The organism is Sphingobacterium sp. UBA1498, assembly GCF_002325125.1.
Classification (GTDB): domain Bacteria; phylum Bacteroidota; class Bacteroidia; order Sphingobacteriales; family Sphingobacteriaceae; genus Sphingobacterium.
Genome location: NZ_DCRG01000032.1, coordinates 406,301 through 418,845, shown reverse-complemented (window position 1 = coordinate 418,845; position 12,545 = coordinate 406,301). Strand labels below are relative to the sequence as shown.

Sequence of the window (12,545 nt, the reverse complement as noted above, 5' to 3'; positions counted from 1 at the left end):
TTAGGGAATATCGACCCTTTTGGCTTCGTTGTAATTCCATCTGCGCGTTCCCGTTCCACGGGGAGTGTCGTAATTAATTCGCGAGGCTGCCCGAATGAAAACAGTCCGCCCTTTTGGGATTTCTCCCACAGATTCGAGATCAATAACCTGCCCTAATTTTGCGTTAAAACTGTTGCCCCCATACTCGATTTTGCTAGACCAACGTTCGTCCCGCGCTCTATACCCTACCGTGGAGGAATAGCTGACAAAGAATTGTATATCTGTCACATTTAAAAAATCCCCATTATAATTTCCCAAAGGTTCAATTTTATCCCGAAAAAACTGTTCGGTTATGGCGCGGGTAACTTTTACCTTGGCTTTTACCTTTCCGTTTTCCACAACCGGATTTCCGACCCATTCGACTTTGAGAAAAGGATGCACCTCCATCTTGATTTCATGAGAGCCATTCAGCTCCATGTTTTTGCTGTCATCTGATAGCACCTTCCCATCGCCATCGGTACGCACCAATGGAATAAAAGGTCCATCAACAGTGATATTGTAATTACCTTTAAACAATTTCGTGTTCTGAAACGTTCCGTCAGGCATACAATAGAAATCAGGGTTGTGTTCCACATTATCGCCCCAACTGAGTTCTTTTAACCGAACGCGAATCCCCTCACTTCCCTGATCGGTCAATATGGGTTCGCCGGTCGATGCGTCGACCACAACACCTTTTAATGCCACCGAAGGCGCTTCATAATTATCTGCCTCAAAAAGGCTGCACGAACTTAGCATACATAGGATGCCTATCGCGCCGAAAACACTATTTTTCATCTCTTTTACGTTTAGTGATGGTTTGAATATTCCGAATTGATTTGCTTGCTATTTTCCGGAACGCTGCTCCACCAGTCATTCACTTTGTTATTAGAATTTCAGACCTTCCAAGTGACCTGTGCTTAGCGCCTCTACGCTCTCAGCACAGCATACTTATTTATCGGTTAGGTTGCTGGTCAATCACGGGACTTTTAGCTACCTCTCCTCCGGGGATTTCAAAATAATAGTCTATAGGTGTATACCGGAATGTTTTGGTACTTACCCATTGAAATCGTGCATCAAAGAAGTATTTACCCGTTGAGGTGGAAAAAAATGGATATAACCCCCTGAACCTAAAATTTTCATTGTTGCTATATAAATTTTTATCCTTCTGTGTTCCCCAAAAACCATCCCGGCCTTCAAAATGCAGCACTCGCCATCGACGCAAATCCCATTTTGCTTTATGTTCAAACGCAAGTTCCTTGCGACGCTCTCTCCGGACAATATCTCTTCCGGCATTATCTCCAGAGATCGCACCTGTTAGCAAATCTGCTCCCGCGCGCGAGCGAATCTCATTGACAGCACTGGTTGCCATCTGTAAAGGGTCGCTTCCATCAGTAGGATTCGCACCCAGCATTTTGAGTTCGACAGCTGCTTCAGCTGCATTTAATAAGACCTCAGCGTAACGCATTAAAATAAAGGGCTGATCAGATTTCCCTTCCCCTACTTCTTTTGCTGGATTTGTATTCAGCCATTTACGCACATAAAAACCAGTTAATGTCGCTTCACCATTATCAAAGAATGGTCCTTCGTTTCCGGCAGCATTCATTTTTTGTCCATTATAATCAACAGTTTGCTGACCACCACCATCTCTTGGACTCAGGTAAAGCGTCTTTGGTGAACCTGTGTAAGCACCCAGCTGTTGGTAACGTGTATCCGCGCTTGCATAAGAATAATCCGTGAACAGCGGCTTTATGGGTGCTGAACCGGTGTAAATGCCCGCCCGTATTTCCATTTTTCGATCCTTAAAAATATCATCGGGAAAGATAACATAAGCACGCAAGCGAGGTTCAGCATTTTTAAAGAAGTCCATCGGTTTGTCGTACAGTCTATACTCCCCGTCCTTGCTGCTTTGTCCGGTAGTCACTTTAACTGTGCCGTCGGCGTATTTGTCAAATCCATCAAACAGTTCCATAAAATCTACCGTTGGACAAGTACCCGCAGACAGTGGCGATCGAAAAGTGAAGGGCGAACTAAATGCATCAAAACTATGTGTCAATGTCGGATAAACATATTGTTTAACGTATATATTTTCCGGACTACTGAGGTCACTAAACATGTCCACCATATTTTGATACTGAGCTTCTTTATCGTTCGCTGCCCATTTCTTTTTATACAGCGAATACCCCCCAGCTGCTATTACCTGTCGAGCTGCGGCGTAAGCTTCTCCAAAGTACTTTTGTGATGCAGCTCTTGCTGTGGTGGCATCGAAACCGATCACCCGTACACCAGTTTTTCTTCCGAGACCAGTCAAGCGACCAGAAACAGTTTCATTATATTTGGCCACACTTCCAGCATAGAGCATGGCTTCGGACTTAAAAGACAGGGCTACGAACTTGTTGGAATAACCTGTTTTGGGACTCTTCGCCATGAGTAATTTAATGGCCTCATCGTAGTCTTTGAGGATTTGATTCCAGGTATCTTCCTCACTGGAACGAGGTATTTCCAGATTATCCAATGTATTCGGATATTGCAGTTCTTTCGTCACCAAAGGAATTCCCCCGAAGCGTCGTGCCATGGCGTAGAATACGGTTGCCCGAACATAGTATCCCTCACCTAAGTAATGATTATAAAGTTCTTCAGAAAATTTATCCTTGTAATTCGGTAGAGTTTCAATGAGATGATTGGCATCCCGAAGTAATTCGAACGCTCTTTCCCAATACGCTGTCCGCTCGCCAGTAAACGAAGTACTAATTCCATCCCTGGTCACAGCTTCGCCCGTTCCTTCAATTCCAATGGCAGCCAGCCAACCATTAAATTCTATCCCCCATTGTGCCATATACTTAAAATCTTCAAAAGGCATTAGGCTGTACATCCGAGCCATATAGATATCCATACCGGCTGGGGTATTCAATAGATCTTGATCTGTGACAATATTTTTTGGCGTGATATCCAGATCGGCACAACCTATAAATCCGATGGAGCCAGCTAATGATAATATAACGAGTAATTTTTTCATCTGTATAAATTTGCTTTTCAATTGTGATGAAGCTATCCGATTTATCCATTCCCCAATAAGATTAAATAAATCATGATGGCTCCATCGTAATGTATTTTTTGCTTGCTAAAAAGTAAGCGATAAGCCTAATGAATAGGTTTTATTCAATGGATACATCCGACCTAAATTATCGTCTGGGTGTTCGGGATCCACATATCGCACGCCTGTGATCGTAAATAAATTGTAAGCATTTGCATAAACACGTAATCGCATCGATGAGGAGGATGGTTTTAAATTCGAAAAGGTGTAGCCCAATTCAATGCTTTTAAGACGTAAATAAGCTGTACTCACCCGATTAAATTCAGAATTGGATTTTGGGTATCGTCCTGTGAAACCATAATAGCCCTGCACCCATTCTGTTGCGGGATCATAAGGATCGGCCAATGGATTAACAGGGTGCCAGCGGTCAAGATATTGCTCAAGCGTTCCGCCTCCGTTTGTGCCCCATATTGCATAAAGAGGTTCTTTATATTCCATTGACCCCAAAGCTGAGCCTTGAAATAAAAGGTTAATATCGAAATTTTTATACGCAGTTTCGATATTCAAACTATAATTGACCCAAGGCGTTTGGTCAAAGGCAAATGGGTGTTCATCCTGATCGTTAATTTCGCCATCCCCGTTCCAATCCAGGTATTTATAATCTCCAGGCAATACATCACGTTCCTTGTAAATTGGATAGCTCCAGATATCGGCCCAATTTTCAAACCGTCCTGCCGATTCATAGCCAAATTGTATTCCTTGATACCGGTCATTGAAGTTGTCATTACGCCAACGGTCGTACGAGTTTTTGTACGGACCATTTTGAACTGCTGTGAGATATTTATTTCTGGTCACCGTGGCAATCGCGCGAATATTATAGGAGAAATCGTTGATTTTATTACGATGTTTCAATTCCAATTCCATTCCCATATGACGATCACTATTGGCATTTTCCATCGGGGCTATGGCCCCGATTACCGTAGGAAATTCACTTGTACGCCTTTGAAATAGCCCTGATCGCGTTCGTTCAAAATAATCTAAGGTAAAACCAAATAAACCGTTCCAGCCTTCAAAATCTAAACCGACATTGAAGGTTTTCGCTTTATACCAAGTAATTAATTCATTGGCGATAGCCTTTCGGCTTACGCCCGTAATGTATTTATCACCGAACATATAGCCTGGCGCGTATTGATTGTTATATCCATTTTCAGCATTTCCGCTTGTAGCAGGATAAACATACCCAGGCACCCAACCAAAATCCCATGAATCTGACAAGTCGTCACCCAGCACACCGTAGCTACCGCGTAATTTGAGTTGATTGACAAAAGAGAGTGCGTCAATCGATTTGAAAAATGGTTCTTCAGAGATACGCCATCCTATAGAAGCGGAAGGGAAAAAACCCCATTGATGCCCTTTTGCAAAACGGGAAGATCCATCATAGCGAAACTGGAATTCGGCAATATAACGTCCAGCAAAATCATAGTTAACACGTCCAAATAGCGCAGACTTCGCTTCATTATAGTAGTCACCGATTCCGCCATACATGGAAATCATTTGTCCGTCTTCTACACCAGCGAGCAATTGATCTGAACCAAAAGCAAGATTTTTCAATCCATAGAAGTTATCACCATCGTTTTTTTGTGATTCCCAGCCCGCAAGCACAGCTAGCTTATGTTGCTCCGCAAAAGTTCGATCATAATTCAAAATAAATTGTCCCAATACCTGTTGCTTATCGTAAAACTCCCGCTTCATTTGATTTGGACTGCTCAAGTTATAGAGTTTCTGATCATATTTACCTGTTGTTTTATTCAATGCATACTGATAATATTCCTTTCTGAACAGGGAATTGTTATCCGCACGGTAATCGTAACTAATTAACGCTTTTGCTGAAAATCCTTGAAGCAAAGGGGATAAATTACTCAAATCATAATTTAACGCAGCGGAAGATTGAAAAGTCTTCTTTTTGAATTTGCGATAGCCGGAAATAGCGGCATCCATCATCGCGACGGTATTTTGTTCTAAATCTAGTCCCTCATAATTTAACAAAGTATTGTCAGGATCTGCGTATGCAGGAAACAATACACCCTGACGCCAATAATTCCGAATGATATCAACAGCACTGTTGTAAGGATTATTTTGTTGATCGGCCATGCCGCTGATATTTAAGTCAAGTCTCAATCCCTTGGCCAATTCTGCCGAAATGTTGGACCGCAAGTTGTATTTATTATAATTAAGATCACCTGATTTAAAAAAGCCTTGCTGGTATGAATAACCGCCCCCAATATAATATTGAACTTTATTACTTCCACCCGAAAAACTAATATCGTGTTGAGTCTGCGGCGCATATTTTGAAAAGATCAGACCAGTCCAATCGGACGAACGTCGTGTCCCATTTCTAAAATCTTCAAAATCTTTTTCGGTATATATGGGACTGCCACCATTGATATTATTCATGGATTTCTCATTGTAGACCGTCATGGCACTGATCGCATCAGCCAATACAGGCAGTCCCGAAGGCCTTTGAAAAGTATAAGATCCATTATAATTGACGTTCGTCTTCCCTTCCTTTCCCTTTTTTGTCGTTACCAGTACAACACCATTTGCCGACCTCACTCCATAAATGGCAGCCGATGCATCCTTTAGTACCGAAACATCTTCAATATCACTCGGGTTGAGACGTTGAAAGTCTTCACTTGTACGGGGTACCCCGTCAATTATGACTAAGGGAGCTCCCATGCCACGTATATCAAAATTTGCACTATAAGCTCCTGGCTCTGCACTCTTCTGCCAAACGCGTACACCAGCCACCCGACCAGTTAGCATATTCTGCGGATTTTCGTTTTTCGTCTGCCTCATTTCTGTCCCCTTGACAGATGCAATGGCACCGGTTAGTGATTGTTTACGCTGCGTACCATAACCGACTACAACAACTGTTTCCAACTGCATATCATCGCTTTGCAATACAACATTAATCGTGGATTTCCCATCAGTAACCTCTTCCTTAGCGCTGAAGCCAAGAGACTTAAATAATAGTTTTTTACCTTCAGGAACACTAATGGAATAGCTTCCGTCCGCGTTGGTCGTTGTCTCTATACGGCTATCTGCGTTCTGAACCGATATCGTCACTCCAGCAATCGGCTTATTGTTACTATCCAATACTTTTCCCCTGACATTCCGTTGTTGGGCCCATCCGATGGACGGAATACCCAGCGCCATCAGCACAAGCAGTGTGCTGAGTCGCCGCCTCGATTTCCCTATATCCTTTTTCATCTTAATAAATTGGTTTTAACTAGTGATTGTGCTATTTGAAGTATTTCATGAGCTTGTAGGCTCGGTTTTATTGGTATTTGTTTCTAAAGTAAATCTTGCTTCCGTTGATCTTCTACCTCATCCGGTTATTTCCCGTCATGATCCTGAGCCAGCATTGCGTACTGTGCCGCATAGGCAAACATGAACATTCCCTCTAGGTTATTTTTACCTTTGTCTGCATGCCATCCCCCGAGAAGATCTTGTGGTAATAAGCCTGAACGTAAAAAGTGTGTATATCCATAGTCCAAATTCTGTTGAAAGGATTCCTTATAACTTCCAGCTTTTTTGAAAATTGGAGAAATCTGAAGAAACCCTCGAAGCAATACACCATTAAACCAGTTGTTAAATCCATCCGAAGCATAAGTATAGTGCGCAGGAATCTGCGAACCTAGTTTAGCAAAATATTGGAAACTGGCATCGGCCAACTGCTCGCCGTCTTCCAAATAGATTTTTGATTGGGTCGCCCGATACAGATCAGCAGCTCCAGAAATCATCGTGCCGCTGTTATAGGAAAAAGAGGTGCCAACGGCTTTCCTCAGTTGGGTGTTTTTTCGGTACTTTATGCCATCCACTATTTCGTAGGCAATACTGCAATCTGGATAACAATCGCCCAGCATATCATCATATACACCTTTATCGTTCAATAGATGATCCTTTTGCCAAGCGTAAATCCTTTTAGCAAAATCCAAATAAAACTCGCTCTTCCGAATCGTTTTGGAACGACGGGATTGTTGGTCTTTTATATCAATATACCGGTATGTTATGAGGTCCTTCTTGGATTTATAGATTTCGTGTAACCAAATCAGCGGGCTAACCATTGGTGCATTGCTACAGGCATGTTTCGTTACATAGCCCGGTCCCCAAGGTATTCCACCATTTTCATGCCCTCGATTATCACGTGTACAGTCCCATCCATCGAGGACATAAGCAGTCAGATACTCGGCTTCCTTTAGATATGTATCTTTACCAGTCAGACGGTAACCCTCTATCAACTCCCGTATAATCCACATCTGATCGTCATAAACATTGAGAACGCCGGTTACATTGGCTTTACCTTTTTCCCCAACACGATCTACAGCGTAAACTGTCCAGTCCTGTGTCTGCGTAAAGGAAATAAGGTTGAAGGAACCTAAATAATAGGCTGCATTACCATGGAGCTGGGCCAACAGGTTAACATAGCGCTTATAGTATTGATCAAATAAACGATGGTTCCCATTTTCTTTCTGCGACTTGAGACCACCTAAGATGGCATTGACAGCCTCTATCGAGGCGGAATACATCCATACACTTGCTTTTTCTTGGGAACGCACCTTTGTATCCGGGTTATAAAAACGATACATAGCTTGTCCATCAGCCGAGAAATAAACTTCCATTGATCGTTCAAAAAGTTCCATCGCACGGAGTAAGTTTTGCTCTTGAATATTGTGACTGTTTTTGATATCGGCAACGGAAAAAGATGTTTGTGCCTCGGCATATCCATACGGAACAATCATCATGGATACAGAAGCAACAATAACAAATTGCAGCTTTTTAAAGACTTTCATAAGTAAGATTTTCGATTTATAATTAGTTCGAGTTTCTACCGGAAATACCTGTAGGAATTCGAACGCAAGGTAGTATTGACTGATTATTTTTTGGGTTAAATTTGGGTTAAAACGCAAAAATAAAACGATAACCCTTGCCGCTATTTGTTTTTATATAATCATTAATGATACAAATGCCACTTGGTGATTGTAACATAGGTTTTATTTTATTGGCCGCATTTTTTTGCATACTTTTAACGCTGTTAGATATTGATAAGGGATATCCTAACCGTTACGATTTCATTAAAAGCCGACAAGGGGCAACAGGTAACATGAAGCAGCTCATTGTCGACGACGAATTGGTTTAAGTTTTTGATTGTGCTATGCCACGCTGTACACTATATATTGTTTTTTTGCTTTTAATTCCGATACTTTCCCTATCTCAGGGGCTCAAGTTTAGCGCCGGCCATGAACCTATAGATAAACGAACCTCCTATGAATTATTTAATAAAAAGGATATTTCATTTGAGAAGCAGTTTACCTTAGCATTTGAATTATCCATTTATTCATCCAACTCATTAGGTAATATCTTCCGTGTCAAGAATAAAGACAACAATACGATTTATAATCTGTTTTATGATGAAGAGGGAGAAAATTGTATCTTCCGACTGAATGAAGAAGGTAAGACTAGTCTGATCATCGCGAAAATAAATCAACAGCGCCTGTTTAAGGAGGAATGGATAAACATTCAGTTGACCTTTGATCTTGAAGAGCAAGCATTTAAGCTCAAGATCCAGGATCAGACGTATGAATCACCAAGGGTCAAGCTACCACAAGTATACACTCCCCGGATTATTTTTGGAAAAAGTGATTATCTAATTGATGTACCTATGATGTCCATCAAAAATGTACGTATTGGAAATGCAACGCATCAGTACTTCTTTCCACTAAAGGAAAATGCGGGAGGTATTGTCCACGATGAAGACGGCAATGCTTACGGGAGCGTTTCCAATCCAACATGGCTGATTCTAGATTCTTACAAATGGAAAAATATTTTTTCAAACAGTTCACCGTCGCAAGCTGGCTCATGTTACAATCAGCGAACAAAAGAGATTTACTATTTTAATCAGGATTCCATAACCATATACAATATAAAAACCAATCAGACAAATAAGTTGGCATTTCAAAACCCCTGTCCTGTTAAACTGGTTTTAGGAAATAATTTCATCGACTCCGCGACAAATAAACTCTATGTTTATGAACTTTTTTATACGCAATCTTATTTCGGTCCTACAGTCGCGAGTCTCGATCTTGAAAGTTACAAATGGACAGTTGAGAGCTCCGACCTGATCAAGAAGGAGCTAAATCATCATGGCTCTTTTTATGACGAAAGAAATCGGCGATTCTATATTTTCGGGGGCTATGGCAATATGACATACAGTGATGAATTTAGACGTTACGATGTCGACTCCAACAAATGGCAAACCGTACAGGGATGGTCAGGTGATAAGATCTTCCCACGTTATTTTCTTACTGCTGGAAAAGGTACCGAAGATCATACCGCCTATATATTTGGAGGTATGGGCAATGAATCCGGAGAACATATTGTTGGGCGAAAATATCTGTATGATTTTTATCAAATTAATTTGAACAGTAAGAAAATCATTAAAAAATGGGACATCATGTGGAAAGATAAGCATATCGTACCGGCCCGAGGTTTGGCCTTCCCTGATGAAGCGCACTTTTATGCTTTATGCTATCCAGAGTATCTAACAAAATCACATATTCAACTTTATCGCTTTTCGATTCAAGATGGAAGTTTTGCCATAGTAGGCGACTCCATCCCGATCTACTCAGATAAAATAAGTACACATGCCCAACTTTATATGGATAAGCAGTTAGGCCGACTCCTAGTATTGGTTCAGGAATCAAAGGATGATATCCAATCGACATTAAAGGTTTATTCATTAAACATGACTCCTATAACCTTGACAGAGCTAAACAGCTTTCCCAGATATGGTTCACAGCGCAAGGTATTCCTATGCTTGATGGTATTGGGAATATTTGGATTGAGTACTTACTTTATTTGGAGGCAAAAAAGAGGAAAAAGACAATTAACTAATCTACTAGAAGAGACGGCCGTTATCACTAATCCAATAGTAGTAACTGCTCAATTGCCACAAAAAAACGATTCTGTCCGTCCGAATGCAATTTTTCTATTCGGTGAGTTCCGTGCGTTTGACCGAAACAAACGGGATGTCTCCTATTTATTTAGCACAAAACTTAAGCAGGCATTTTGCCTCATCCTATCCCACCGATGGGGTATCAGTTCTCCATATTTCAGCCAGATGATGTGGCCTGACAAATCAGAAGATAAGGTCAAGAACTCACGAGGAGTTACGATCAACCATTTAAGAAAAGTACTGAGCGAATTTACAGGAATAGAACTTGTACATAAGAAGGGCCGATTTATTATTGAAACAACAGAAGAATTCTATTGTGATTATGTAGCATGTACCCAGTTAATGGATGATCCTTCGTACATCAATGAAAGCAGATTAACTCAAATCATTCAGCGGGGAAAGTTCTTGCAGGGATTGGATCACCCTGTATTTGATACCTTAAAAACTGAAGTTGAACAAAATTTGCTCCCTATTTTGCTGTCGAAACTTCAGCAAGCGGACCTCGCACATCAACATAAAAAAAGCATTGCGTTAGCCCATGCCATACTGTTATTGGATCCTTTGAATGAACAGGCTATATTCTCTCAAGTAAAAGCGATGTTTGCCTTACATCAGCAAGAGGATGCCCGTATAAAATTTCAACAATTCTGCCACAATTATAAACAGCTGATGAACGAAGATTTCCCATACCAACTGGATAAAATTATATAGCCCCCAGTTTAGGTCGCCACTCCCTCACGATGACGATTTACAAATTGTTTTTTCAACATATACAATTTATAATGATCGTACAAGCCGATAATTAAAAGAACAAAACAGACTATGTAAAAAGTTTTATTCGATAAGTAGGTAAAAGAAATACCGCTTAAAAGCCCTCCAAGTACATAAGCTCCAACAATGCTCAAAAGCAAATGAAATTTGTCCACCAATGCCTTATTATTTCGGTTTGATTCTTTAGTGAACATCGAAATTAATATTGCAAGATCTGTCGTCAACCCTGTTAGATGTGTCGTTTTTACGACAAAATTTGATATGCTCGCCGTTAAACCATTTTGTAGTCCCATCGAAAACAATAGTGCACCAACAAGTATCTCTGTTTCTTTTAATGAATCCTCATAAAATACATCCAGATATATCCCTACAAACAATATACTCAGTATTTCCAACGCCAAGGGAATAGAATGAGTCAGGTAGGAACTAAAACGTCCTTTACCATGGATAATAATAAGATTCGAAAGCATGCTTCCCGTCAAAAAAAGTAATATCCAAAACAGCACCACTGCCCCTTGATACCAATTTCCTTTCGCTATCTCCTGCGCAAAAACGGCGTAATAGCCGGTTACATTGGATGTAAACGAGAAAAAGACGATGACGGAAGCGACATTAACCATTCCCGCCGAAAAAGCGGTAATCCCTCCCAACTTAATATTATCTTCGATGGTCCTATGATTGCTATATTTTCTCAGCATATTTTTCCTTTCCTCCTTTTTTCAACACGATACGCGCTATCCCTTTTGTCTGCATATCCAAATTAAGGTGCAGCACCAATTGGTTTTTATTCAGTTTCTGAATAACAAAACTTTCGATAAGCTCATCATTCTTTCGAAGCTCAAGGATGTGCCCCCTCCCCTTCAAAAACCAGTTGTATTGTTTATCCTCATGATGCGCAATAAAATTTTTATCGCCCATCCTCTCAAAGTGCCATAACCCATCCTGCAAAGGCGGAAGATGAGCTATTGCGGCATCCTTTATTCCTTCATGAATAACCGTCTGCTTTTTAAACATAGGAGACTTCTCCACTTTCTCAAAGTACCAACCTTGCTCTTCCCATTCCCCCTCTAAAAGCCGCTCAGGGTTTTCATAAAAAACAACCATTGAACTTGCTCCCAAAAGCAAAAAAGTCAACAATACAAAGTTGAATTTTGCCAGTATTTTTCTCTTAATAATTAACATCCCATTTTTTGTTAAAAAATAAATCCGCTAACACATTTCTCCCTGTTTTATTTGTTCCAGGTTTTTCTACAATCCTGACATTCTTCTGTTTGCTTCTATTCAAATGAAGCAAAGCCTGTCCGACGTCAAAAAAATGCCGTGTTCTTTTTTCAAATTCATAATCTGTTGGAACTTTGACTTCATCAATCCGAGCTCCACGCAAATAATGCTGTAAATAATTGAGATTGTCCGAGCTGAGGATATCGGTATAGATTGTTAGCTTACGATTTTCATACCGATGACAGATCATTTGGCAGGCTTTCAAGAAATCTTCGGATTGAAGATTGCTGAGTTGGTCTTCCAATGTAATTCCTAATAGTTCACTGATCGAAGCACTACTCTTATTGCCATAGACTAGAATGATGTCAAGCTCTTCCGCTGTAGATTGTTCGATGCTGTGAATAACAAAAAAAAGCGAATCAATTGTAAAATCACTTGGGATCAATACCCGCGTTGCCTTTGCCATATCCAATTATTTTTATACAAAAT

Annotated in this window: 8 protein-coding genes; 1 reads left to right on the top strand and 7 read right to left on the bottom strand. The window is 40.6% G+C overall.

The window, feature by feature from the left end:
• The 4 genes from B3139_RS18595 to B3139_RS18580 form a co-directional block, all read right to left on the bottom strand.
• The gene (locus tag B3139_RS18595) at positions 1 to 813 is read right to left on the bottom strand and encodes a DUF3823 domain-containing protein (RefSeq protein WP_293885029.1); all 813 of its coding nucleotides are present in this window, start codon (positions 811 to 813) and stop codon (positions 1 to 3) included.
• Positions 814 to 970: 157 nt separating this feature from the next.
• Positions 971 to 3,031 carry a RagB/SusD family nutrient uptake outer membrane protein gene (locus B3139_RS18590; protein WP_293885028.1) on the bottom strand — a complete coding sequence of 687 codons (2,061 nt, stop codon included), beginning with the start codon at positions 3,029 to 3,031 and terminating at the stop codon, positions 971 to 973.
• 105 nt (positions 3,032 to 3,136) lie between these two features.
• The gene (locus B3139_RS18585) at positions 3,137 to 6,319 is read right to left on the bottom strand and encodes a SusC/RagA family TonB-linked outer membrane protein (RefSeq protein ID WP_293885027.1); all 3,183 of its coding nucleotides are present in this window, start codon (positions 6,317 to 6,319) and stop codon (positions 3,137 to 3,139) included.
• A 125-nt stretch (positions 6,320 to 6,444) separates the two neighbouring features.
• Entirely contained in the window at positions 6,445 to 7,902 is a 1,458-nt protein-coding gene (locus tag B3139_RS18580; RefSeq protein WP_293885026.1) for a glycoside hydrolase family 76 protein, read from the bottom strand.
• A gap of 392 nt (positions 7,903 to 8,294) precedes the next feature.
• Between B3139_RS18580 and B3139_RS18575 the strand changes: the two genes are divergently transcribed.
• Positions 8,295 to 10,775, top strand: coding sequence for a kelch repeat-containing protein (locus tag B3139_RS18575; RefSeq protein WP_293885025.1), 2,481 nt, complete (start codon positions 8,295 to 8,297; stop codon positions 10,773 to 10,775).
• Positions 10,776 to 10,783: 8 nt separating this feature from the next.
• Here the strand turns inward: B3139_RS18575 and B3139_RS18570 are convergent, their stop codons facing one another.
• The 3 genes from B3139_RS18570 to B3139_RS18560 are packed head-to-tail and all read right to left on the bottom strand — an operon-like array spanning position 10,784 to position 12,522.
• Positions 10,784 to 11,533, bottom strand: a complete 750-nt coding sequence (locus tag B3139_RS18570) for a YoaK family protein (RefSeq protein WP_293885024.1) — start codon at positions 11,531 to 11,533, stop codon at positions 10,784 to 10,786.
• The gene (locus tag B3139_RS18565) at positions 11,517 to 12,017 is read right to left on the bottom strand and encodes a hypothetical protein (RefSeq protein WP_209574856.1); all 501 of its coding nucleotides are present in this window, start codon (positions 12,015 to 12,017) and stop codon (positions 11,517 to 11,519) included. The genes B3139_RS18570 and B3139_RS18565 overlap by 17 nt, the downstream gene beginning before the upstream one ends.
• Complete coding sequence (locus B3139_RS18560; RefSeq protein ID WP_209574858.1) at positions 12,004 to 12,522, bottom strand: hypothetical protein; 519 nt, start codon at positions 12,520 to 12,522, stop codon at positions 12,004 to 12,006. Before B3139_RS18560 ends, B3139_RS18565 begins: the two co-directional genes overlap by 14 nt.
• Positions 12,523 to 12,545: the final 23 nt, after the last annotated feature.

Bases quoted from the DNA above. Each gene is read 5' to 3' on its own strand.
- B3139_RS18585 (WP_293885027.1), bottom strand. From the start codon at position 6,319: ATGAAAAAGGATATAGGGAAATCGAGGCGGCGACTCAGCACACTGCTT.
- B3139_RS18580 (WP_293885026.1), bottom strand. From the start codon at position 7,902: ATGAAAGTCTTTAAAAAGCTGCAATTTGTTATTGTTGCTTCTGTATCC.
- B3139_RS18595 (WP_293885029.1), bottom strand. From the start codon at position 813: ATGAAAAATAGTGTTTTCGGCGCGATAGGCATCCTATGTATGCTAAGT.
- B3139_RS18570 (WP_293885024.1), bottom strand. From the start codon at position 11,533: ATGCTGAGAAAATATAGCAATCATAGGACCATCGAAGATAATATTAAG.
- B3139_RS18590 (WP_293885028.1), bottom strand. From the start codon at position 3,031: ATGAAAAAATTACTCGTTATATTATCATTAGCTGGCTCCATCGGATTT.
- B3139_RS18560 (WP_209574858.1), bottom strand. From the start codon at position 12,522: ATGGCAAAGGCAACGCGGGTATTGATCCCAAGTGATTTTACAATTGAT.
- B3139_RS18565 (WP_209574856.1), bottom strand. From the start codon at position 12,017: ATGTTAATTATTAAGAGAAAAATACTGGCAAAATTCAACTTTGTATTG.